Raw genomic sequence first — 25182 nt, forward strand, 5'->3', positions numbered from 1 at the left:
AAGATCTACCGGTATGTTTAACTATATTTCAGATTTAAAATATGAATTTTAAGGGTGCTGTTGCATTTTTGCAGGATCATCGTAATTCACCATCCAGTTGATATTGAATTTATCCGTAAACATTCCAAAATAAGCTCCCCAGAAAGTATCTGCCAAAGGCATCGTTACCTGACCGCCTGCGGAAAGACCATTGAATAACTTTTCGGCTTCCTCTTTAGATTCTGCGTTGATAGAAATGGAATAATTATTTCCTTCTTTAAATTGGGATGCCCATTCTCCTCCGGTATCACTCCCCATCAGTATGGTTTCTTTAGAGATCGGAAGGCTTACATGCATGATTTTATTTTGGTCTTCCTCAGAAGCTTCCTTTCCTTCCATTGGAGGCATTTCTCCAAAGGTTCCGATATAAGGATATTCTCCTCCGAAAACTGACTTATAGAAATCGAATGCTTCTCTGCAGTTTCCATTAAATGTCAGATAAACGTTTACTGTTGCCATGATTGTTTTTTATAGGTTAAGTTTTAATTATTGGGTAAAATACTATCTGTGCTGATCTATTAAAATCATATTTCCATCCGGATCTTTAAGATAGATATGTTCAGGGCCTGATGTATTTTCATCCGCCTTTCTGTCGATCTCAACCCCATTCTCCAGTAAATGTTTCTGAATATTCCTTACGTCATCAAAAGACTCAAGGTTTTGGGCATTTGTATCCCAGCCCGGGTTGAAAGTAAGCATATTCCCGTCAAACATAGCCTGAAACAGGCCTATCAGTGTTGACCCGTTTTTCATAATCAGGTAATTTTGCTCCATAGCTCCTCCCATGGTGGTAAACCCCAATTTTTCATAAAAATCCTTAGATTTCTGAAGGTCTTTTACACTTAAGCTGATTGAAAATGCGCCTAGTTTCATATTGTATTATATCAGGTTAAAATAATAGGGAGATGATGATTCCTTTTATTGATTTTTCAGATTGGTTTTAAAACTAAGCGTTCCGTCATAGCTTTTCCAGTCGCCGATCAGTTCGATATATTGTGATTCTACTTTTTCGGTTTTCCGGTTCCACTTAAAATTATAGACAAACTTTCCTTTTAAAATCCCTGAATGTTTTCCTTTATTCTCTTCCGCCAGTTCATATTCACCGAATATTGTTCCCTGTCTCTTGGTATCTTTGTATTTTGAAACGATCAGTTTTCCTTCAAATTTCGCATAATTATTATCTACCAGAGAGTAGCCTGAGACAAAATATTCCTGATCATTCTTTTTATTCTGTTCAGAAATATTGATCTTCAGCTTCATGTCCTGTCCTTTGTTCCCGATTGTTCCGATATAAGGTTTACTGTTATTCAGCCATACATTTGAAATATCAGGCATCTGCCCCCATACAAAATGGGAAGTCAGAATAAAGAGTAATAAAAGTTTTTTCATAGGTTATGTTTTATACGCCAAATTGAGCTAAATGGTGATTCAGATGTTTTGCAAACATATTATTCCACTCCTGGGCATTAAGTTTTCCGAAAGAAAATGATTCTTTGCCATCAAAAGCAGTAGCCCCCAATTGTTGTGTTTTTTGGATAAAACCAATCAGTCTTGTTTTTTCTTCATCAAAGTTTTTTCTTCCTGTAACTAAAAACTGAGGTGCTGTAGGAGAATCTCTGGGATATGCTTTTTCTCCCACGACTTTAGGTTTTACGAATGTCTTAAGAATAAACTTGGCAATCGCTCCCGGTTTTTTATGTTTTTCAGGTTCGTAGACCATTTCGTAGGTTACACTACAGTGAGCCAGCATTTGGTCAACAGTCATTTTCCCCCATAATCCGTGGGTATCTTCTACAAGTTTATTGATTCTATCGATGTAATTCTGAGCATCTTTTGCGTCAAATACATTTTCCATATTCGTTCTATTTTACTAGAGACAAATATATCAGTTTTTTTGCTTGATTTTACAGGGTATTGAAAATGAGATTGAGATTATCAAATTATTGTTGCGGATAAGGGATCCGATATAGGAATACCGGATTGGATACAGAGATTTGTAACGGAGAAAAATCTTATTTTTAATTTTTATTTCCGGCAGTTGATCGTCAGCAAATTACCACCCCTATTATTCGATTTCCTTTTCAGTATTTTCTTTTGCGGCAATTTCCTGTGGTGCGGCTTTTTTGAAAATAAACCAGAGTTTAATTTTTAAAGCGATCCAGCCAATGATTGCATATATTACCAGAAGAATACTCAAATGTTTTAAATAAGGGAAAGTAAGTTCTACGGATCCTTTCTGAATAAGCAGGATTTTAAATGCCTGCAGAAAAGGAGTGAGCGGAATGATATTGGCAATAAACTGTACGAAAGCAGGCATTGCGCTTAAAGGCCAGGTAAAACCACTGATGATAAAGGCAGGTGAAGCAATCACCATCAGAATCTGAGTAGCCTTCAGTGCATCCGGAATCAGGATACTGATGAATACGCCCAAAAATGAAACAGATCCTACAAACACAGCTGTAAGGAGTATAAAATTGAGAATTCCTTCCGGCATCGGCACTCTGAAAATCATATGCATAAAGTAATATATACCTACAATAAGAACAGAGAACACCCAAATCGGGATCACTTTGATAAGCATGGTCGGAAATGCCCATTTTTTCATTCTCCGATATTCTTTGACAAAGAATCCTCTTTCAAATTCTGCGGCAAAACTTACAGCCATGGCCAGTAATATAACCTGCTGCAAAACGACCGCTAACATCGCCGGCCACATAAAAATAAGATAATTACCGGTGGTATTGAAGAGGGTAATATAATTTGCTTTAAACGGCTCATATTGTGTTGCTGCTTTCGCAGCAGGCATTCCTGCCTTCTGGAGGGCTTTCATGGAAGCTCCTGCAGAAAAGGTTCCTATGGTAAGTTGAAGAGCCTTGGAGGCAAAGTTTGCCGTAAGTACGTTTCCTGTATTGATATAGACATTCAGTTCCGGATATTTCTTCTGCAGCATATCTCCTTCAAACCGGGAAGGAATAATAACGACTGCTGCTGCTTCATGCCGTATCACTTCATCTTTAATGCTCAGGGGCTCCTGAAGATATTTAATGGTGCTGATACTTTTATTGTCGTCCAGCATTTCCGTCAATTGGTTAGACAAAGGAGTATTATCTCTGTCAATCACCAGTACCGGTGTATTTTCAACTTTTCCGCTTTTGTAGACAAACCCCAGCAAGGTTGCATAAAAGACCGGCGCCAAAAAGAACACAGTCCTTAAGGTAGAATTGCCGATAAAAAGTTTGAACTCACGTTTCAAAAGACGGAAAAATTCTTTCATCTGTTTTTGTTTCTGTTTTTTAAATGGTCAGACGGAACTTGGTACATTAATAAGAAGTTACAGTGTACTTCGTTTCAAATTATTTATTTCAGGATCACATTAGCATTCACCAGAATACTTTTGGCTTTATTCATATCCTTGGGCTTTACTTTGATCTCATAGATAGCGTCCTGCAGCTGATAATCGGGATAAGCAGTGGTAATATCCGCATATCTTGTCAGCTGTTTGATATAAACGATGTTTCCTTCCAGAGTTTCTTTATTATAAACGACCTGCATGGTTACATCCTGTCCTTTTTTATATTTTGAAATTGCACTTTCAGGTACGGTAAATCTGAAGAATGTACTTTCAGGGATATACCCGTTGAATAATGCAAAACCGGCTGTTGCCAGCTCTCCCGGGTTTAAGCTGATGGTTTCAATTTCCATATCATTGGTCGCAATAATATACCTTTCGGAATAAGCAACATTAGCTTCCTGCAATGCTCCTTTAGCCTGAGAGGCCTGGCCTGCAGCCATTTCCACTTTTTCAAAACGGGTTCCTCTTTTCACATCATCCAGTTCTGCCACTACGGCATCATATTGTGCTTTTGCTCCCTGCAGCTTTGCATATACTTCATCATGAGCCTGCGGAGACATCAAGCTGTCACGAAACATATTATTGGCTCTGCGGTAGGATTTCTGGGCAAAATCATACTGTTCTTTCAGTCCTTTATATTTTGCCTGAAGCTGTTTCATCTGGTCTGCCGTAGCTCCGTTTTTAGCCATTTGTTCCTGAGCAGTAGCTGCATTTACAGCTCCCTGAGCCTGGGCTATTTTCGCGGAAACTTCAGGTACATCAAGCCGGGCAAGGGTATCGCCTTTTTTCACAGTCTGACCTTCAGAAACATATATTTTTAAGATTCTGCCCGTTACTTTCGGGGCAAAAGAAATAACCTCTTTTTTTGTTTTCCCTTCCGGTTCCTTTATCTTTTCGTTTTTCTTGTCACAGCTCCCTAACAGAAGCAGAGCAGCAAAGAATACAGGTATATTTTTATACATCATTTTAATTTTTAAGGGATTAAATAAAATTTGGTGATATCCAGCTCCTGGGTAGACCTCATCAGTTCTATTCCCGCTCTTCTCTGGTTGAAAACTGCATTCTGATAATCAAGTTCCACGGATTCCAGATCATTTTCTGCTTCGATAAGCTGCGATGATTTACTCATTCCGTATCGGAATTCTTTCTCAGCCTGAACCAGTGCACTCTTCGCCAGTTCTTTTTCTTTAGCTTTCAGACTAATCTGAGCTGTGGCAATATCATAACTGGTCTGATTATTAGCCAGATTCAGACTTAGCTTTTTCATGGCATCTTCTTTTTGATTCTGCAATACTTCTTTGCCTACTCTGGCTGTTTCCTCAGCATGTTTTCCTTCTTTCCCGTCAAAAATTTCCCATTTAAAGCCTACTCCGGCTGTAATCAGAGGAAATACATTAATATTATTCGGGCTCCAGTCTAATTTCTTTCCTTCATATCCTAATAAAGGTACGGCAGGAACTACATTTTCTGAAGATTTAATCCTGTTTCCGTACAATCCGATATAGTATGCTGAAGCCATTAGCTGTACTTTAGGGATCATCCATGTCTTTTCAGCTTTAATTTTATAATCGGCAGCCGAAATCCCATGTTCCAGTGCTCGGATTTCCGCTCTCTGGTCGATTCCTTTTTCCGGTGAAAGTAAATCTACCGGTGACAAAACAGGTTCCATGATTCTCAAACGGTCTCTGTTGATGCCTGTTAAAATATAAAGCTGGGTAAGAAGTAATTCTTTTTTCCCTTCATATTCTACCATTTTTGCATTTAAAGTTGCCTGAGCCAGTTCTATTTTCTTATGATCATAGGGAGTGATCAGGCCGTACCCTAAAGCTTTATCTGCAGTTTTCTTATTAATGTCAAGTCTTTTCTTACTTTCATCCAGAACTCTTTTAGACTGATGAATCAGAGCCAGCTGATCATAAGCTCTGGAAACAGTAGCTGCTACTTCATCTCTTGACTTTTCCAACAGGATGTCTTCAGATTTCTTTTTTTCTTCAATAGCTTTTTTCAGGTATTTGACTTTTCCTCCCGAATACAGAAGCATTTTAGCATCTGCTTTGGCAATGCCTGAAAATCCTGATACATTAAAGTTATTGTTGAAAGTTCCTTCCGGAATATTGATAAAAGGAGCCAGATTAATTTCCGGCGACGTAAGTCTTGCTGTTCCGTTTAGATACCCTACTTTTCCGCTCACTTCCAGAGTGGGAAGAAAGATATCTTTTAGTTTGTGCTCATCAAGGTCGGTAAGTTTGTTTTGGGTAATCTGCATTTTCAGATTCGAGTCCCGAACCATTGCACTGTCTAAAAGTTCTTTAAAATCCGGCGCCGACTGTGCCCAGCCAAAAGCAGGAAAAGCGAAAAAACTAAACGTAAAAATCAATAAATTGTTTTTCATGGTTTATGTTTATAACAAATATAATGCAAAAAATGTTAAATCACTCATAAATAAGTTAAAGAAATCAATGAATTTAAAGTAAGTTTAAATTCTGTTTAATCTTTAAAACACCTTAAATTACACCCCTGATAAAAGCGTTTAAAATTCAATTAAACATAAAAAAAACTGAAAAAAAAATAACTCTACTTTTAACGTTTATCTTATATAGAGATTTCTGCGGGTCACTTTAACATATTTCCGGATGACATCTTCCTGAAATCATATCAAAAAACTCCCCACAATGACTGTGAGGAGTTTTCTATATAATAATAGGTTTTTTGATATTACTTCTGAACTGCTTTTTTCATCGCAGTATCCGGACGCAACACTCTGTAACGTACTTCAACGTCTTTTGGAACGTAAAATACTAATGGCAGCTTGCTGTTGTATCTTACAATTTCCGGTCTAAGTGTTACAAACTTCTTAGTCAGCTTTTGTCCCGGACAACCCATCAATGTACCGGCTGTTTCTCCTTTAGACTCCACTTCATAATAGTTGTAGCCCCATCCCTGAAGATCCTGGCTTTTCATTTCTCCCATTAAGGAATAATTGTTGCAGTCTAACATTTTTTCAATTCCTGCAAAAACCTCAACTTTTAGGTCGCTTTCATTTTTTGCAACCGGAAGCTGAATATATACTTGTTTATATCCTTCTTTTGCTTTTGGGAACATTTCAATCTGTAGTTTTTCAAACTTTTCTGCTTTCTTTTGTGCGAAAGCATTTACTCCAGCCATCAATACCAATCCTGTAATTAAAGTTTTTGAAAATTTCATTTTATTTGGTTTTAAAATTTAATTACTTCCCTATAGCCAAAAATCATTCCAAAATCTGAACACCAGTTCCTTTTGTATGGGCATTCATCTGCGGAGCATAGTAATTCTGCATTGTTGTAATTCCGTTGGAGAACTTACCGGACGCATTGGCAACCACATCATATTCAAAGACATACTTTCCTTTCGGCATATACTGAATATAGAAATTGGTAGAGGCATCCTTCGTCGACTGATAATAGCCTAAATTATTTTTCCACTGGTAACCCGATAATGCCTCCACAGGTTCAAATCCTGCTGCGCGCATATCTTTAATATGGATAAATTCCATTGCTCTGTCTGTATTCAGAATCATTCTTACGGTTACTTTATCTCCGACTTTCAGCGGAGTTTCAGGGCTGATTTTCTGAAGTTCTTCCCCATTTACCGTTTTCACTTTTTTATACAATTCTTTGGTTACGGAAATATAATTTTCAGATGATTTAATCTTATCAAGATCTTCGTAATACTGCCAGAATAATCCACCCTGAACAATTCCCGGGCCTGGTTTGGTAACCGTAACGGTTCCTAAGTTCTTATCCACCGCTTCTGTTCTCACAGTAGATTTCACATATCCTGTAGCCTGAGTCTGAGGAGCGAGTTCTTTCCCGCCCCAAATGATCGTTGCTTTATCACTCCCTGCTCCTGTCCATGATTTTCCGGAATTTAAGATCGTAAAGACGACTTCAGCTGTTCCTCTTGAGCTTCCCCATGAATTGACTTCTTTCTGAGTCACCAGCCAGATCTTCATGTCTTCGATGAAGTTCGTGTCACTAGCCTTTAAGGTATTGAAAGCTTCTAAAGCACCAGCATGGTTCACCACTTTTGAATTGAACCAACCCCAGTCATTCAGGTTCTGCTTCCAGTACACTCCCTGTGTTTTGGTATCTGTAGAGGTTTCTTTAAGATAAGTCATCAGCTTATCGGATACATCCTTCACTCCATAATTATTCATTAATAAAGCGGCGCGATGAAGTCCGAAGAACGTAAAGTCGGTCATTTTAGCTGTATTCGCCTTTTGTTTTACCAACGTTTTCAGACTGGCACCTTTCCCATTTAATGGATATTGCTTTTCCCAATAGCTTCGGGTATCCAGGTAATCAAGAACCCAGTTGCTCCAAACGTTTTCTTTTTTAAGATCTGCATATTTACTGATTTCATGATCTACATACTGAATCAATTTAGCAACCAAAGCTTTCTGCTCTGCACTTTGATAGTCTTTTACATTATCTTTTAACCATAAATTGATTTTTCCAAGGTTCTTAAGAATATATAATGATGTACTGTAAGAACTTGGATATCCTGCATACCATGAGAATCCGCCATCTGGGTTTTGTAGTTTACTGAAATCACTCCAATCCTGATTAATTGAATTCCTCATGGTATTAGTATCAAACAGAAGCGCTAGCTTTTGCATCTGTTCATTTTCATTCATAGTATTAAGTACCCAAGGGGTTTCTTCCAGCAACAGTTGTTTCAGCTCCGGATTTTTTTCAAGATTTGAATTTAATATCCCTTTATTCTGATACTCATCAAATACAGTCTTCATTTTAGGATTAGCTTTGAAGATCTCAGAAGCCAATACATCTGCAAACCATTTATTGAAAATAACATCTGCAGAGCTGTTCTGATCATTTTTCAGACTTGGAAGGGCAAACATGATCTCCCAGATCGGATTAGTCGTCAATTCCAAGGTATTTGAAACATTCGTGGCTGTCGTAGAAGTATTATTTTTAAGGTTATCCAAAACAAAAGTTTTGGTTTCCCCTTCTTTTACAAAGACAGGCTGTGCATCTGTCACCAGCATTCTGTTCGGCAACACAGCTATAGCCTGTTGTTCTCCGTCGGAGTAAACTCCTGCTTTAGCCACAATTTTTACAATAATGGAAGAAACATTATGGGGCACTTTTAGTTTCCATGTCAATGCTCCGTTTCCGTTCTCATTCAGACTAAAGTTCTGTGCTCCTGAAGTCATTCCGAATTGTGAGGAAATATTTTCATTGGTAAAGGCATTCAGAATCTGAAGTTCTGCAGTTCCATTCAGTTTTTTATCTGTTAAATTGGATAATTTTGACTGAAGGTTTAGTTCGTCGCCTTCTCTCAGGAATCTAGGATAATTTGGAGTTACTGAGAATGCTTTCTGTGTCACCACTTCTTTTTCCAGCGTCGCTGCTCTTGCATCTTTCGTATGAGCCAGGAACATCAGTTTCCATTTTGTTAAGGCTTCAGGAGAGGTAAACTCAAAATTCACATTTCCTTCAGCATCGGTTTTAAGATCAGGATAAAAGAATGCTGTTTCGTTCAGATTCTGACGTACAGGAACTTTATCCAAAGATTCTTTTTTGGATCCAGATTGATCTAAAATTCCATCAGCATCTGCCTCCTGACCTGCAGCCACATCTTTAGCCATAGCCCCGCTTATTGCAGATTCCTTTTTTATTCCATATGCCGTCACTACGACCTCATCAATAGTAGCGTTTCTAGCAATAGGTGAAGCTGGCATTGCACCAGGAACACCTTTACGGCGTAATTTAGGCGACACCTGATTATAAAACAAACTACCATCAAACCAGTTAAACTCAGGAACTGTTACGTAGTTTCCGTTATAATATTTTAGTCTATTCTGATACCTTTTCTGCAATAGATACTCTTTAATATCGTAAGACATAATGATGTTAAATGGTGTATAGAGTTTATCCCAGCTGTAATTATTCACTTCAAACTGGTCTAAAGACATATCATACATATTAGCCAACACCTCTGCATTTACCTTTTCTTTATCGTTTCCGCTCACTTTCACAGTCCATTTTTCCTTTGAATTAGGTTCCAGTTTATCTCTGAAAGTTACCGTTTCTATTTTCAAAGGTTTCTCAGTATCTTTTATCTTCAAGATAGCCGTTTCAGTCTGTACATCATTAAATGCCACGATTTGGAATTGAAGATTAAGTTCTGATACACTTTTTTCTTTTGGAATGTCTACAGTATATTCAAGGATTCCTTTTTTTAGCTGCTGAGTTTCGGTCATCGTTTTACCAGATCCATTCTGAACAAAAATATTGACCAATGCATCAGGAATTGCAGAATACACATATACTTTTGCCTTTTCACCTCTTAAAAGTTCATTTTTGGGGGCAATTACGGTTAAGAATGTCTTCTGAGTTGATTTCAATGAATTTTTATCCCAAACACTAAAATATTGTGCAGCCTTAATGGTATCTTTCCCTTCCATATTGAACAACTCCAACTGGTAATCTCCAGCCTCCAGTTTTCCTAAATCAAGATCTGAAGACTGACTATCAGAAGAGGGCTGCTGCTGTCTTTCTACCACTACTTTTTCTGTTTTCCAGTTTTTGACATCATCATTTTTATCAAATAAATCATGTGGAAACTTTCCAATAAATTCTGATCTTGAATATTGTGGAAGGTTCTGAACTTCTGATTTAAAGTTATCTCTAAAAATCCGATCAGGAGCCGCTAATTTAGATAACTTAACCTGGTATGATTTTTTAAGAGCCTGTTCATTATAATTCTTAGTCTCTACTTTTAATTTGACGTTTTCATCACTGAATATATTCTTGATTTCATCTGCTTTAATATAATGGGATACTGAAGCAACCTTAAGGTTTGTATTCGCTGACTGAGTTTCACCATTGATATCGGTAACAGAGGCATTAATTTCGTAATTATCAATCTGTATTCCTTCTAATTTTTCATCTTTTTTCAAATCCAGACGAATTACAAACTCTCCTTTTTCGTTGGTTTTAGCCTCGCCTAAAATTGAGTTCTCATTATCATTATCTCTTGGGTACCACCAGAAATATCTCCATCTGATATTGTGTTTCTTGATCTCGTAGTTGACTGTTGTGTTGCTTAAAGCTACCCCGGAAAACATCATGGCTTTTCCTTTCAGTTCTATAGTCTGACCATATTTATATTCATCCTTTACCGGCTCAAAGGTTACTTCAAACTTTGGTCTTTTATATTCTTCTACTCTGATATCCTTATACCCTTGGGTATTTCCATCAGTACTCAGATAAAATACACCGTTTAACTTTCCTTTGGGTAAAATGAAGCTGCCATGATATGAACCAAACTCATTTGTAGTAAAATCCTGGGAAGAAACTACCTGATTATTCGCATCATTGAGTGTAATTTTTTGTTTTACTCCTGAAAGTACCGACTCCAATTCATTGTTCAGTCGGGTATTGATTACTTTGAAATAAACAGTCTGCCCAGGTCTGTAGATCGCTCTGTCTGTAAAGATTTGAGCTTTGGAGCGAGCTTCTTTATTAGGATTATAGTCTACTGCATTATTGTTGTTTCCATATACCTGCATGATCTGGAAATCATTGGTTTTAGGCTGCTGAATCAGAAAAACCCTGTAGTATTGATTGTTCGCAGTAGCAGGAAGCTTAAAAACACCCTTTTCATTTGTTTTTCCTTCTACTTTGTTGATTGAATTATTATTGACAAATTCATAAAAGCTAAGATTTTCGTTGGCAATAGGCTTTCCGCTTTCACTGTTCACTACTTTCAAATCATCTGAAAGCGAATTCTGTGAAGATTTAGATTGATAAATAATTTTGTTTCCGGAAACCAAAAAATAGAAATTCTTCTGTGAATCATTATCTTTCACATCAGCTCCTGCTACGGAATATTCTACTACATAAATTCCTGATGGAAGGGGCTTTATTTCCAATGAGGTTTTATGAAGCTGATAATCTTTAGGATCAGAAAGCTGGTAAGCCTCTTTTCTCACCAGACTCTTTTTTACGTTGCTGAAATAATTATTTGCATAAGAATTCTGTACATATTGTAATAAGGATAGGTAATCTTCTTTTACCTCATAAATATTCAGTGAAAATGCTGAAACATTCTGATATTCTGCACTAAAATGAATAGGCAGATTATTCTGTGTCTGCTTTTCATATTTAATACTCAGTATTGGATTGGTAATCTGAGCTTCTTTACTTTTAATATTTTCAATAAAGGGAGATTTCGGATATTCACTTTTAGCTTTTGCAGCCACTGCAATAGCTTCTTTTGCCTTCTTTTTCATCACAAGTTCATCCATAATATCACCCATGATGAGCACTTTGTAATCCCCTTCTACATCAGAATTAGCAAGCGCCTGAAGCTGTTCAAGTCTATCTTTACATGCGTTGAAATTACAGTTATCCACCAACTTTTCCTTCATGAAATACAGCTTTGGATTTCCGTTATTCTGCGCAATGAGCTCATCGAAAATTATATTGATGGACTTTCTGTTGTCTGCAAGTTCATTTTTTGTAAAAATACTACTCTGAGATAAAAAGGTGATCTTTTTCAAAGAATACCAATCATAGAGGCTTGGAAAATAGGCAATATCTTTAGATTCTGAAAACAATGCCTTATACTTTTCCAGAGAAGTTTTTTTCATTTCCTGTTTCTGTAGATCCAGTTCCTGATAGCTTTTGGTTAAATAATTTTTAAAATCAAGCTTACTCCAGGTTTCAATCTGTGAAGCATCTTGTGAATTGATATTGGTTCTCCCATTGATTTTCCAGGAATTCTGATGATAATAATCTAAAAAGAAACTATTCAGCAAGACTTTATATACCAAAAGATCCTCACCTTTTAATTTCCCTTCTGCTTCCTGAAGCTTTTTAAAGAATTGGGAAGCGGTATCATTCTGAGTATCATCTTCAGTCTGATTCACTATACTGAATTCCGCTTTCAGGGAACGGATCAGCTGGAGTACATTATTTTCTTTCATGGCCTGGCTTTGTATGTTTAAAATAATGGGAAGATTCGATTTATAAGCTCCCTTCGTACTATTTTCAACAATTTTGTTCCACTGGTCTTCGTATTTTTTCTGTGCGAAAACCTGCGAAAAGCTAAGTATTAAAAGCAAAAGCATAAAAATCTTGGAAAATCTTTTCATATATATTATTTTTGATAAATGAACATCTTAAAAATACTGAAAAAAACCGTCATAGACAGCCAGCTTTATGTCTCCTTAATGGGAACTCTTTTTGCAGTATTTTTCATGAAAGAGCAAAACACATTCCGTTTTCCTACTATTCTCCTGATATTCATCACCTATTTCAGCGGTTATCTTTACACGAAATATCAATACACAAAATATTTTCTCAGGATTGTTGTCCTGAATGCCATTGCCGGAATTATATGTGCTTTTCTGATTATCCATAATCATAATGAAATTAGATTATTGAAATGGTTTATCATTGTAGTGCTTGGGTTATTGTATAATAGTTTTTTTCTTGATGTTTATATCCGGAAAATCCCTTTACTTAAAGTTTTCTATGTGGGTTTGGTTTGGGCATTGGTCAATTGCTGGCTCACTCTTCCGGAATTTGATATACCTATTTTCCTGATTAGTTTTTTCTTTATTACGGCGCTGGTTCTCCCTTTCGATATCCGTGATATGAATAATGATACAGTAAAGACCTTCCCTATGCTGATTGGCGTACAGAATACAAAATATATTGCTTATGCCCTTGTTTTCATCAGCAGTCTTATCGCTGTTTTTTACCTTAAACCGCTCTATGCCATTTCATTTTTTCTGTCGAGTATTATTACTTATATTTTCATTTATTTCTCTGAAAATAAAAGAGATGACCTCTATTTTTCGTTTGGTGTAGAAACATGTTCTGCACTTCCTTTTTTATTTTTACTAATAATGGAGTATTTTTGACGAATGATTATCAAGCAGCTTTCCCTATATAATTTTAAAAACCATTCTGAGAAAAAATTTGAATTTTCCCCGCAAATCAACTGTTTTGTAGGAAATAACGGTGTAGGGAAGACCAACATTCTGGATGCACTTCATTATCTGTCTGTCGGAAAAAGCTTTTTGGGCAATACAGATTCCAATAATATTAAAAAAGAAGAGGACTTTTTTACCATTGATGCTGAAATTCAAAATGAAGACAGTGCAGATATCATTAGAATTACCCAGCCTAAAGAAGCCAAAAAAGTCATTAAGAAAAATGACAAAAGCTATGACCGAATCGCCGATCATATAGGATATCTCCCCAGTGTAATGATCTCTCCGTATGATTCTAATCTCATTTCAGATTCCGGAGAAAGCAGAAGAAAATTTCTGGACTCTATGATTTGCCAAACGGATTCGGAATATCTTTTTGATCTGATCCAATATCAGAAAACTATTCAGCAAAGAAATGCTTTATTGAAATATTTCGCAAAAAACAGAGTCTGGGACAAAGATTCACTGGAGATTTATGATGACCCTATTGCCCGTTTCGGAACTAAAATTTTTAACAAGAGAAAAGAATTCGTAGAACAATTAAATCCTATTGTTCAGAATTTTTATCAGATTATTTCCGGCGGAAAAGAAAGCGTGTCCGTAATTTATGAGTCTCATTTATCAGACAATACTTTTGAAGAGCTTTTAAAGGAAAGCCTTGAGAGAGACCGTATGCTTACCTATACTTCAAAAGGAATTCATAAGGATGATCTTCTTTTTGAAATGGATCATGTTCTCATCAAAAAAATCGGTTCACAGGGACAACAGAAATCTTTCCTGATTTCTTTAAAACTGGCTCAGATGAGTCTTGTTAAAGAACTCACCAAAAAGACACCTATCCTTTTGCTTGATGATATTTTTGATAAACTTGATGACACCAGGGTTTCACAATTGATTGAACTGGTCAACAGAGAAAACTTCGGACAGATTTTCATTACAGACACTCACAGAGAACGAACGGAAAGCGTGGTTAAGAAAATCAATGAAGAAAGTATTATTTTTGAAGTATAACAATGAGGATATTCGGATTTCCCAGCCGGATTTGAAGCATTAAAAATGAATACAACTTATTCACCACTCATATAAAAAACGGGCCTTAGAAAACCGGAATAAAGACAAACGACAATAGCCTCATATTAATAACATATCCTAATCTCGAAAACCGTATCCCAGATTCGGAGCCTGCATTATGAAGAAGAAAAAACGCGAATACCAATCATCTGAACTTGTAAAGTCCTTTGCCAGAATCTATGGTTTTGAGGGTAAACTTGTAGCTTTTGAAATCAAAGATTTCCTTGAAGATTATCTTGACGAAAGTCTTTTTAATGCGATCAAAAGTGTTAATCTTGAAAACGGATGCATCATTATTAAAATAGATTCTCCTTTGCTTAAACATGATTTTCAGATGCGTAAAAGCTTTTATCTGAAAAAGTTTCAGGATAAATTCGGGGCAGAAAAATTCAATGATCTGAAAATCCTTTAAGTCGAACTTTATTTGTTTTCAGCTACGAATACACAAATCATTTATTTATATGGATATCCGTGGTTAAAAAATAAGGCTGCCTCTTTGTGAGACAGTCTCTTATATAGCGTTTTGATATTTTTAATGCCCTTCAGATTTATGGGAAATCGTACTGTTCATAAGATCATCAGCTTTTTTATCCAGTCCTGAGCTTAACGGCAGGAAAAATTTCAACGGATGCTTTATAAAATATCTGAAAATCTCTTTATAAATTTCACTTACCTGTCCAAAATTCATTTTTCTTGATCTGAATGCCAGAAACATGGAAAGGCTGAAACTTACCAGGAAGTTGAAGAACCCTATCAGGAATACGGTAACAAAAGAAATCCAGAAGGTATATGAATCTACTGAAAAATCTTTGCCATAAAGTCCTAAAGCGAAGTTTCCGGCAGCAAAGGTGATGTGTCTGATATCGAGATCCAGACCGAAAAACATTCCTACCGGAGCTGTAGCTCCCAGGAAAACCCCAAACCAGAAATTGGAAATAATTCCGGGCCAGTTTTTAGCATAATATTTAGACAGTCCTTTGGCAAATTTTTTACCAAAAAAGCTTCTGATAGAAAGGTTTTTAGCAATCCTTTCGGGAATCTGATAAAATACAGAGTTATTCCCGATATTCCCTGAAATAATTCCTGAAATAAAAAGGTAGAATCCTGCAATACTGGCATGCAAGATGGCTTTGGACTTAAAGGGATCCAGATCTTTTAATAATTTATCGGAACGGTCAACCGCCAGATTCTGAGAAAAAAACACATCTAACCCGTAAATGATGGCCAAAGCAATTGGAAAAGCAAGCAATACATTTCCTACAAATGCAATAAACTGACTTCTGAACAATTTGGACACCAAATGAGCAAATTCGGTATTATTTCTTTTACTGTTCCCTTCTTCAGACAACACTTTAGTCATAGTAGCCGCTGTCATTGCCGGCTGTTTGGTGGCTAAAGTAAACCCCATCAGATAAATCATGACAAATCCCATAGCATAATTCATCGAATAAAGGAATGCATGTGAAAAATCACTTCCCGGAATATATCCGTAGAGCATTTTCAGTACACAGAGTGCCCCAACAATGATTCCACCACCACTGGCCTTGTAGAACATGGTCATATATTCTTTTCGGGTGGAGGTGATATAATGGGTTCCGGCCTCTGCTGTATGATTCGTAATAAGATGGGAAATCAGCCTTGTACTGTCGTTGATCAGGTCTGCAATATTATTTTTATGAGATTTATAACTCAGGATATTAAAGATCAGCTGTTTAGACCTGATCATCACATCTTCATCAGTATCTATCACCAACAGCTGTACAATTTCGTAGATTCTTTCCGTCTGCTGTCGGATTTTCAGCAAAGACTGATTAATCTTTCCTGAAATACCATATTTAGCAGAATTTTTAAAGGCAATATCAACAAATTCAAGACAGTGCTCCGTATAGATTTTAATCTGTTTAAAACGGCTGTCCTTTGAATGCAGCTGAAGTTCCGGATCTTTTACAAGATCATCTGCCAGTGTCTCCAGCTCATTCTGAAGCGCAAGAAAAGGATTATCCAGATTTCTGTACTGAGGGGCCATTCTTACCACCTCTACTTCCATCGCCATTCCTGTAACCCTCCACGAGAGAATATTCATAGAGAAAATCAATTCCTTTTTCACATTGGCTCTGGTAATAAAATCAGAAGCCGCAATAAGGGTTAAAAACTCATTGATTTCGTTTTCAGGAAGATTCTGGATATAATGGAGGTCTTTTTTGGGTCTCAGGCTGACATTGTCAATCATATACCACACTGTTTTTTCATTTTCTACAGGGGGTAAAACCTTGTTCAGAATTCTTTTTTTAAGTTCCGGAAAAAAGGCATTTTCAGAAAGGATATTAGCTTCTGTCAACGATAAATTGAAAGGTCTTCCTTTGAAAATATTATGAATATAGTATTTAAAATTTTCAGCAAAATTGGGATTGCTTCTGAGAAAATTAAGCACATCAGTAAAGTCTGCCCTTTTAATACTCTCTAAAAACTCTGCAAAAGGTTCTAAAGAAAGGGTTTCGTTCTTAAAAGAAAAATATTTTTTAAGAACTGACTCAAAATTTGTGCTGGAATTTAAGAATTTCATTAGTACAAAGATACTATTTCAAACTCACATTCCTCATCTGTCTCATGATCCAATTATGTTTCTTTCTTAAATAAGGGGATGGGTTTTTAGGATCATACTTCTTAGGATTGGGCAATACGGCAGCTATCCAGGCTGCATCTGAAGCACTTAAGTCTTTGGATGATTTTCCGAAATAATATTGCGCCGCTGCTTCCACTCCAAATACTCCCTGCCCCATTTCGATGGAATTCAGGTATCTTTCAAGGATTATATCCTTAGTCCATACTTTTTCAATAATAAAAGTATAGACGGCTTCCAGTCCTTTTCTGAACCAGCTTCTCCCCTGCCATAGAAAAACATTTTTCGCCGTCTGTTGGGAGATTGTACTTCCGCCTCTTATTTTTTTTCCCTGTTCATTATGCTTCATTGCTTTTTCAATCGCTGTATAGTCGAAACCATTATGATCAAAAAATTTCTGATCTTCAGAAGCAATCACTGCTTTCTTCACGTTATTTCCCATTTCATCATAGGAAATATAGTCTCTGTGTAATTTTCCGTATTCAAAAAGTCCCCCTATCTGGGTAATAGTAATAGGCGGATTAAAAAATCTGCCCCAGATAATAAAAACCACATTCAGAAGAAGAATGATGAAAATAAGCTGTTTAATTTTTTTCCACATAATATGATAAAAAGGAAATGCAAAAATAAGCAAATAGTCTGAGTTACTGCAATTCTTTCATATAAGTCAGCTGATAATTTGGTAAAAGCTCGGGATGGAAGATTTTAATATAATCTTTAAGGATTAAATCGGCTCTTACTCCTCCGCTTTCAAAGAAGTCATTCGCTTTATCTCTTTCTTTACCGGACATGGTATAAATTTTACCTTTATTAAAGACATCCAGTTTTCCATAGAGAGGATTCATTTTTAACAATTCACTCTTAGAAGTATGGCTTCCGGCATTCACCCAGTACTGAACCCCGCCCGCTTTCGCATATACCTCTTCAAAGCTCATGGTTAAGGCCTTCTCATCTTTATTATCTTTAAGAATATATGCTGCATTGGCATCTGCAATATAATGGGCCACAGAAGTATTTCCGCCCGGAAGATACCATACGTTACCATACATTTCGTTGGCTAATACAACAGGTTTTTCTTTTGAGGTCAGCGCCAGTTTCTTCAGTTCGTTATAATTTTTTTCAACTTCCTGATACTTATTCTCCGCTTCTTTTTCTTTACCCAGTAATTCTCCGAAAATCTTTATATAGCCTGTTTTTTCCAAAGGCTGCTGCTCCATGTATTCATCAAGAAATACTACCTGAATGCCATTATTTTTCAACAGATCGTAGGTATTGTCAAAACTGGCAATATGGTTGGTAAAAATAGCATCCGGTTTCATGGAAATAATTTTCTCCACATCATACTTCTGTTCGCTCCCTACATTCTGAATTTTTCCTTCTTTAATCAGGTTTTGGATCTTTTCCGAATAAATATACTCCGGACTCGAAACTCCAACGATTACATTTTCTGCACCAAGCTCAGAAATATATCCGGCCATACTGGCATTAAGGAGAATGATCTTCTTAAAAGGAGTCTGATTTTTTCTGAAATGATAGGTGAAATTTCCGGATTTTATCTCCAGTTCTCCGTCATGTTCTTTAAATTGGGTCCGTGCTGAAATATTTGTCCAGTCTGAGGACGAAATTTTTGGTTCTCTTTTACAGGCAATTAGCGAAAATACCGTAAATAAAAGTAAAATTTTCTGTTTCATCTTTCAAAGAACGGAAAAAAGTGGTATATTTGCAACCGTTAAATAACAAGATAACACAAGGCCTCGTGGCGCAACTGAATAGCGCATCTGATTACGGCTCAGAAGGTTACAGGTTTGAATCCTGTCGAGGTCACTTAAGGAGACAACTATTTGATAGTTGTCTCTGTTTTTTTACACATAAAAATCTCTATATCAAGCTTTTACAGCCTGACATTTTATAGTTTGAATTTTTTGATATGAAATCCCTAGTCCACCTGAAACAGACAGTCTAAAAGTACTCTATCAGAGATTTCATCGGTATTGAAGCGTAGTTTGAAATCCCATTAAGGTTCTAGTATTTTTTCCTCTTTTGGCTTATTGTAACTTTTTGACACTAAATATAGTAATTCTAATATAATTTTAGCTTCTTTCTCATTTACCTGAACTCCATTCTTAGCTAAAAGAATAATCGCTTGTTCAACTGAAACATTCTTATCAATAAAATTCATTTTTCTTATTAGTTTTTCGGTTACTTTTTTTTGATAATATTTTTAAAAATGCTTGATTCAAGTCCAAAGAAAGATCTCCTGTTTTATAATCAATATCAACTGGTGGAATAAGACTCACAAGACTTTTTTTATCTGAGGTGTCAAACTCGGAAAATTTTCGAAAAACTTCGACTATTTCTTTATCTTCTATTTGATCCTTTTTATCAATAGCTTTTAATTTAAGAAAAATATCACGCGCTTCCTTCTTAAGATGCCTAATGTTAACTTGATTCTCTTTTTTTAATTCATTGTAGTCATCAATTTTTAATACTCCTGCTAAAAACAACTTTCTGCCTCTAGAAAGAACTTGCCCCTCTTCTTTTATTTTTCTCTCAATTAAATTTTGATTGTACAAATAACTTGCTTTCAGTGTCTTTATATTCTGGTCTTGTAAAATACATTTAAATAAGTCAATGGTATTATTTGATAGTATTAATTGCTGAAGCTTATTTTGATAACAATCATTCAGAAAAACTGCGTTTATCCTTGTTCTACAGCGATCATGACAATGATAATATGGGTATTTTTTTGAACTTCCTTGTGCAATACTTCCAGTGAGTTTTCGATCACAAACAGGACAAATCAAAAAACCTCTAAGAAAAAACATTGCTTTTAAATCATCCCTTTTAGCTGTAGTTTTTCTTTTTGTATTAATGACAGACTGAACCTGATAAAATAACGATTCAGATATTAAAGGTTCATGCAAACCTTTTATCATTTGTTCTTCATTAGATTTAAGTTTGACTGATATAAGCCCACAATAAACTGGATTCCGTAAAATTCTGAAAAAGTGTGATCGTGAGCATATCAATCCTTTCTCATTAGCCATTCTCATGATTTCAGAAATCTTATGATCGTTCTGGGCAACTTGATGAAAAGACCATTTTATAATATCAGCTTCAGGCTCTTTAGGAGCAATAGTTTTTTTACCATCCATTAATGTCAAATTAATAAATCCAATAGGTGCTTTATTAGGATATCTACCCATCAGCTTCGCTCGACGAATACCATTTGCTGTATTTTGAGCCCTCCGAGTATTTTCCGCTTCCGGAACCGCTAAATATACAGCCAGCATAACGGTACTTTCCGGCACAGAGAAATCAATTGGTTGATCAATAGCCATTGCTGTCGTTTTATATTTTCGCAGCTTTCCAATCATTTCGTAAGCATATTCAACATTACGACTGAATCTGTCCCATTTTATAAATAGTATGTTTTTATCTTCTCCTGATGATTTCTTTTTAATTTCTGAAAACAATTCTTTCCACTCAGGTCGGTTGAAATTTTTGGCAGAATAATCTTCACGATAGATTCCTTTGACTTCAATATTGTTATATTTACAATATTTCAATAATCTATCTTCTTGCTCAGGCAGGGAGTAACCTTTTCTTTTTTGTTCATCTGTACTTACGCGGACATATAAATAGGCTGACTTCATATAATTAATGTATTTATTTGATTTACAAATTAATATTTTTAAGTATATGAAATGATAAACAAAAAACAGTTTATGCTGTATCAAATTAAAAAAGGAAAATTCAGTAGAAAACTTTGATAGTAACAACAGTAATTAATGACACTGTCACATCAATATGACACCTACATATCACAATAATGATTTAATTGCATAAAATCTACTTTAATATTTCATCTTTAATTCACGGGTAGATATTCATTGGCAGAATCATGGCAATAATTTTAATATATTTATAATCATTCCCTTTTAAAAAGGAGAGTTCGGAATTAGATAGATATCAACACCTAAAGTCGTTTCCATCGTATCAAAGAAATATTTTAGCGTGGATTTTATGAACTTTTCTTTGCAAAGCTTTCTATTACCAGTGTATAAAATTTCTTCACAAGTTTTATTAAAATTCGCTTGTACATCTACTTTGGTATATCCATGATCTTTTAAGCATTCCACAATTTTAATGAACCAAAACAGTCAGATGGAACAAACAAACTCCAGATGCTCTGGTTCTGTTTGGGGATTTAAAAAGAAATTAGTAATTCCTAATTGCTTTCAATATAACCAATTAAATTACTATACGACAAACTTTCTTCTTTTTCTATCGTATAAGTTATCATATCTGCAATTACTACTAAAAAATCATTAATTGATTGATGAATATACTTTGCATTTTTCAATTTTTTAATTTCTTCAATTGCACTAGTTTGATCCAATTTCGATAACATTTCCTCAAGCTCTTGCACTTGCTCCTGCCAATATTGAATATAGTGAATCCTTTCAGCTGTCCTAAAAATTTTCAGGTCTTTATCTCGAATTGGAAGAACTTTCTTATGAAAATCCTTTTCTTTGAGCAGATGTAATACTTCCGTCATACAATTTTCTGATTTAAGGTACTTATCACTAATCAGCAAAATCGAAAAATCTGAGGCTCGAATTGACTCCATAAATGTGGAAATTTTGTTTTTATAGCCTAAATTATGATCATCCATGTATACGATATAACCCGCAGAGCTCAGAAAATCATAAAGCTTTTGCGCAGCATCTTTAAGATTCCAATTGTATGATATAAATACATTTTTCTTTTTACTTTGAATAGCAAGGTTGCTTGAAACTCCACTAAAACCACCTGATGCAATAAAAGACGCTGTATCAATTGATACGCCGATGTAATTTTGACCATAAGATCTTACATAATTCGTTGATCTGAGCTTTTCAACAAGTTGTCTTGCCTCTGATAAAGAGGTTCCATCATTCAATATTACTTTTTCAACAGTATGTTTATTTACATTGATGAGTTTAGGATGTTCGATAAGATAAATTAGTACATTATCAAGTTTTTCTTCAGTTGACAATTTAGATTCTTTTTTGGTTTGGGGAGCAATTCGCAAATCCTGGGATAATACTTTTGTTATTTTTTTTGTGATTATTTCATATTGATCATTATTAAAGGTAATTCCTTGGTCACTCTTTTCAACATTAATGGCAAAAAGTTTTTTACCTTCATGAAATACAAAACCACTTTCCACTTCAGGTTTGGGATCTAATTTTGATAACGCATTGTCAAGTACTGATTCTACACGAAAATCATCACTTAGTCCCGTAAATGTAACCTTGTTAAATTTACTTAGAACACCCAAAATCAAAAGTCCTCCATCAGTATTGGCAAACGCACAGATCGTGCGCGCAATTTCGCTGTTGGAAGGCAACAATACTTCATATTTCAGTCGGTTACTTTCTGGATAACCCAACTGTTTTTTTATATTTTCTTCAAACTCCATTTTAAATTGGGAATTTCTTAATATTGTTAATTTTTAGGATATGGCCAAGGCTGATCTGTCTTACGATGCTTCCGTCGTCAACCCACAATTCAGCATCTGCGTAATCTAAAGCATCCTTTTCCGCCCCATAATATACAATCACTTCCTGAGAATAAGCAGGTCTAAATACGATTTTTACCGGCATATGATTTTTATTTACACCTGCCAAAATAGTAGGTGCCGTATTTGTATCAAGTTCACTGAGATCATATTCATTAAGTGTCTCTAGATGCGCAATAACTCTATGTCGTGCCCTGAGAATATGTCCCTGAGAAAGCACAAACATATCTGTTGTTGGAACGGACTGATGATCAAATAATGCACTAAGATCAGTATCTTGCATCGCTTCCTCCCATTCCTGAATATTTGTGATTCCCATTGAAGTTAGGATATCTTCGGTTACAGGCAATAAACTTCTGCTGTTTTCTTCCATATTCTCGAACTTCCTTCTTAACTCATCCGCACTGGAAACATTAAAAACTTCCAAAAGATCTTTAAGCTCTTCAGCTTTACCAATATTGTCCATTATTTCTTCGTCATCGTACAAGAGATATTTCCTGGAATAAATACTTGGAAATAAAGATTTAGCAGTTGCAGGATTCTCATTGAAATATTTTAACACCAGGTTCAAAGCAGGACGGAACTGTTGTGCAATATCTCTGTCACGGGTTTTCTCTTCGACCTCCGCATTAATTGCCCGAATGGCATCTGATTGCTCATACTGATCTACATCTTCAAAATCGATAACGATTCTATCATCTACTAAATCCGCTCGAATATCCTGACCAAAAAGTTTCAAAATATCCTTAAAGGCAGGATCAATCGTACCAACTTGTTTACTTAAGAACTTCTTTTTGACGAAATCGCCATTTTGATTGGGAAATATTTTTATTGAATCGGTAATTTTAAGGTATTCTCCATTATCTAGGCTCAAAGCCTCATAATAAGAATTAAGCCAGTTAATGGAATCAAAGTTTACTAATTCTGGCTCTAATACATTTAATTCCCCAGAAATCTCAATTAATTTTGCCATCTCTAGTAAAGTTAACCTCGCACAATCAGGCCAAATATTTGAATTCCAATACTCAACCAGATCTTTCTTTGGAATCAATTCGGGAAACCACATTTCGGCAAGCTCCCACATTTTTTCGCGTACTTCCTTCGATATGCCTGACGGAAATTGCATGGATTGTTTACCCTGGGAATCTAACATTGTGCCATAAGTATCTTTTGCGGTCCAAACAATGCTACTCATGTTCAATTCGTCCCTTATCGGTAGTTGTACATTATCTTCAAACCACGGAACTGAGGTATTACTCTTAACAGGCTCCTTTAATGTACCAAGTTTAGCAAGAAAATGCAGGTTTCGCCAGCCATGATTAGTGGCAAAATCTAATAAATTATAATAAAGTTCTACTGCATCCTTTAAAATTTGCTTATTCTCCTCAGTTAGCGGATCCTTTCTAACACTATCTGTTAAATAAATGCCGTCTCTCGGGTCGGTTGGGTTAAAACCAGGATTATTGATTATCGCTGGAAAAGGAAAGGTCTCTGTACCTAATAATGGGAAATCACAAAATAACTTAGGTACATGAGGGTCAATAGACAAAATCGATATACTGTTAGCATTAACTTGCACTGGAATCATGATACTCGTTAATCCGTTTGTTAAAGAAGCGAATTCCAGATATTTTGGTTCATTCCCCTTTTCACTGATTTTAATCGTAATAATCTTAAAATTCTTTTTCTTATCAAGTGTTTCCTCATCATAAACCTCGAAAACTTTGCCCTCTGGAAAAACGCTAACCGAATTTAATTTATCGACAAAACATAATGTATAGGGTAGATTTATATCTAAATCATTTAATCCCTGTTCTCTTATTGTTATACTCAGTGGGTCTTCTAAAGAATAAATAAAAGCCGTATTAAAAGCTTTATGATCATACTCACTATATGGTTCTTGTGAGTCAATATTCAAAATTTGCTGCTTTGAGCTTTCTACAGCTTTTATGATTTCATTTATTTTGAATCCTGACCTATCTAGCTTAAAGCTAAATCTTCGATAGTCCAGACCTTCTTCTTTTGCGACTCCTTTCACAAAGACTATTTCAGACAGCAAGTGCGTTGTAAGAAAACCTGTCCCAAATTTCCCTGTTTCTTCCCTTTTACCTTCCTCATCTTTTTCCCGATCTTTTGACGATGTCTGCTCTATTAAAAACCTAATATTTTCAGCTGTGAACGGACGCCCGTCATGCTCAAAAAGCAAATATTTTTTTTGATCTTTTTCCGCCTTCGAAATTTTCACATTAACACCCTCTCCTCCATTTACGTCTTTAGCATTTTGAAGCAACTCCCAGACCCATCTTCTCGGAGTGTTTGGGGAAGTACCAACGCTAGCACGTAAAGTAGTCATCTCTCGCAATATTTTTGTTGCGATGCCGTGAGAGTGTGCTTTTTGCTCGGATTGGCTTATCTTGTCACGATATGTCATCATTTGATTTTTTGATTACAAAATAAGAATTTACCTTCATTCAATAAAAATTTATCCGCATATTTTTATAATTAGAGTTGCTAATTCTTATCAT

19 protein-coding genes and 1 tRNA gene are annotated in these 25182 nt (G+C 35.7%); 4 read left to right on the plus strand and 16 right to left on the minus strand.

Annotation, left to right across the window (positions count from 1 at the left end; translation table 11 throughout):
• Nucleotides 1–48: 48 nt before the first annotated feature.
• From JO178_RS18535 to JO178_RS18575, 9 genes are all read right to left on the minus strand, one after another.
• Nucleotides 49–498 carry a VOC family protein gene (locus JO178_RS18535; RefSeq protein ID WP_291938966.1) on the minus strand — a complete coding sequence of 150 codons (450 nt, stop codon included), beginning with the start codon at nucleotides 496–498 and terminating at the stop codon, nucleotides 49–51.
• Nucleotides 499–540: 42 nt separating this feature from the next.
• Nucleotides 541–912: a VOC family protein gene (locus JO178_RS18540; RefSeq protein ID WP_291938969.1), complete on the minus strand. Its 372-nt coding sequence runs from the start codon at nucleotides 910–912 to the stop codon at nucleotides 541–543.
• A gap of 45 nt (nucleotides 913–957) precedes the next feature.
• Nucleotides 958–1428, minus strand: a complete 471-nt coding sequence (locus JO178_RS18545; RefSeq protein WP_291938971.1) for a hypothetical protein — start codon at nucleotides 1426–1428, stop codon at nucleotides 958–960.
• A 10-nt stretch (nucleotides 1429–1438) separates the two neighbouring features.
• Nucleotides 1439–1894 carry a DUF1569 domain-containing protein gene (locus tag JO178_RS18550; RefSeq protein WP_291938973.1) on the minus strand — a complete coding sequence of 152 codons (456 nt, stop codon included), beginning with the start codon at nucleotides 1892–1894 and terminating at the stop codon, nucleotides 1439–1441.
• A gap of 210 nt (nucleotides 1895–2104) precedes the next feature.
• Nucleotides 2105–3313, minus strand: coding sequence for an ABC transporter permease (locus JO178_RS18555; protein ID WP_291938975.1), 1209 nt, complete (start codon nucleotides 3311–3313; stop codon nucleotides 2105–2107).
• 83 nt (nucleotides 3314–3396) lie between these two features.
• A complete protein-coding gene (locus tag JO178_RS18560; RefSeq protein ID WP_291938977.1) occupies nucleotides 3397–4353 on the minus strand; it encodes a biotin/lipoyl-binding protein in 957 nt (318 codons plus the stop codon).
• 11 nt (nucleotides 4354–4364) lie between these two features.
• Nucleotides 4365–5783 (minus strand): TolC family protein, encoded by a 1419-nt coding sequence (locus tag JO178_RS18565; protein ID WP_291938979.1) that lies wholly within the window; start codon nucleotides 5781–5783, stop codon nucleotides 4365–4367.
• Between the two features lie 323 nt (nucleotides 5784–6106).
• On the minus strand, nucleotides 6107–6595 hold the full coding sequence (gene eco / locus JO178_RS18570; protein ID WP_291938981.1) for a serine protease inhibitor ecotin: 489 nt from the start codon (nucleotides 6593–6595) through the stop codon (nucleotides 6107–6109).
• 43 nt (nucleotides 6596–6638) lie between these two features.
• Nucleotides 6639–12554: an alpha-2-macroglobulin family protein gene (locus JO178_RS18575; RefSeq protein WP_291938983.1), complete on the minus strand. Its 5916-nt coding sequence runs from the start codon at nucleotides 12552–12554 to the stop codon at nucleotides 6639–6641.
• An 18-nt stretch (nucleotides 12555–12572) separates the two neighbouring features.
• Between JO178_RS18575 and JO178_RS18580 the strand changes: the two genes are divergently transcribed.
• The 3 genes from JO178_RS18580 to JO178_RS18590 all read left to right on the plus strand — a co-directional run bounded on the left by JO178_RS18580 (nucleotide 12573) and on the right by JO178_RS18590 (nucleotide 14883).
• Nucleotides 12573–13328 carry a hypothetical protein gene (locus tag JO178_RS18580; protein WP_291938985.1) on the plus strand — a complete coding sequence of 252 codons (756 nt, stop codon included), beginning with the start codon at nucleotides 12573–12575 and terminating at the stop codon, nucleotides 13326–13328.
• A 3-nt stretch (nucleotides 13329–13331) separates the two neighbouring features.
• A complete protein-coding gene (locus JO178_RS18585; RefSeq protein ID WP_291938987.1) occupies nucleotides 13332–14411 on the plus strand; it encodes a DNA replication/repair protein RecF in 1080 nt (359 codons plus the stop codon).
• 178 nt (nucleotides 14412–14589) lie between these two features.
• Nucleotides 14590–14883 (plus strand): hypothetical protein, encoded by a 294-nt coding sequence (locus tag JO178_RS18590; RefSeq protein WP_291938989.1) that lies wholly within the window; start codon nucleotides 14590–14592, stop codon nucleotides 14881–14883.
• Nucleotides 14884–15003: 120 nt separating this feature from the next.
• Here JO178_RS18590 and JO178_RS18595 read toward each other — a convergent pair whose 3' ends face one another.
• The 3 genes from JO178_RS18595 to JO178_RS18605 are packed head-to-tail and all read right to left on the minus strand — an operon-like array spanning nucleotide 15004 to nucleotide 18782.
• Nucleotides 15004–17034 carry a recombinase gene (locus tag JO178_RS18595; protein ID WP_291938991.1) on the minus strand — a complete coding sequence of 677 codons (2031 nt, stop codon included), beginning with the start codon at nucleotides 17032–17034 and terminating at the stop codon, nucleotides 15004–15006.
• A gap of 13 nt (nucleotides 17035–17047) precedes the next feature.
• Nucleotides 17048–17692, minus strand: coding sequence for a monofunctional biosynthetic peptidoglycan transglycosylase (gene mtgA, locus JO178_RS18600; RefSeq protein WP_291938993.1), 645 nt, complete (start codon nucleotides 17690–17692; stop codon nucleotides 17048–17050).
• A gap of 43 nt (nucleotides 17693–17735) precedes the next feature.
• On the minus strand, nucleotides 17736–18782 hold the full coding sequence (locus tag JO178_RS18605; RefSeq protein WP_291938995.1) for an ABC transporter substrate-binding protein: 1047 nt from the start codon (nucleotides 18780–18782) through the stop codon (nucleotides 17736–17738).
• Nucleotides 18783–18841: 59 nt separating this feature from the next.
• Between JO178_RS18605 and JO178_RS18610 the strand changes: the two genes are divergently transcribed.
• Nucleotides 18842–18915 (plus strand) — tRNA-Arg (locus JO178_RS18610).
• A gap of 190 nt (nucleotides 18916–19105) precedes the next feature.
• On the opposite strand, the gene JO178_RS18615 is transcribed toward JO178_RS18610, so the two are convergent.
• From JO178_RS18615 to JO178_RS18630, 4 genes are all read right to left on the minus strand, one after another.
• On the minus strand, nucleotides 19106–19270 hold the full coding sequence (locus JO178_RS18615; protein ID WP_047388376.1) for a hypothetical protein: 165 nt from the start codon (nucleotides 19268–19270) through the stop codon (nucleotides 19106–19108).
• On the minus strand, nucleotides 19257–20747 hold the full coding sequence (locus tag JO178_RS18620; RefSeq protein WP_291939001.1) for a recombinase family protein: 1491 nt from the start codon (nucleotides 20745–20747) through the stop codon (nucleotides 19257–19259). The genes JO178_RS18615 and JO178_RS18620 overlap by 14 nt, the downstream gene beginning before the upstream one ends.
• Nucleotides 20748–21322: 575 nt before the next feature.
• Nucleotides 21323–22558 carry a TIR domain-containing protein gene (locus JO178_RS18625; protein WP_291939002.1) on the minus strand — a complete coding sequence of 412 codons (1236 nt, stop codon included), beginning with the start codon at nucleotides 22556–22558 and terminating at the stop codon, nucleotides 21323–21325.
• 1 nt (nucleotide 22559) lies between these two features.
• A complete protein-coding gene (locus tag JO178_RS18630) occupies nucleotides 22560–25091 on the minus strand; it encodes a hypothetical protein (RefSeq protein WP_291939004.1) in 2532 nt (843 codons plus the stop codon).
• Between the last annotated feature and the right edge of the window lie 91 nt (nucleotides 25092–25182).

Origin of the sequence: Chryseobacterium sp., from assembly GCF_019236175.1 — a bacterium.
Taxonomy (GTDB): Bacteria; Bacteroidota; Bacteroidia; order Flavobacteriales; family Weeksellaceae; genus Chryseobacterium.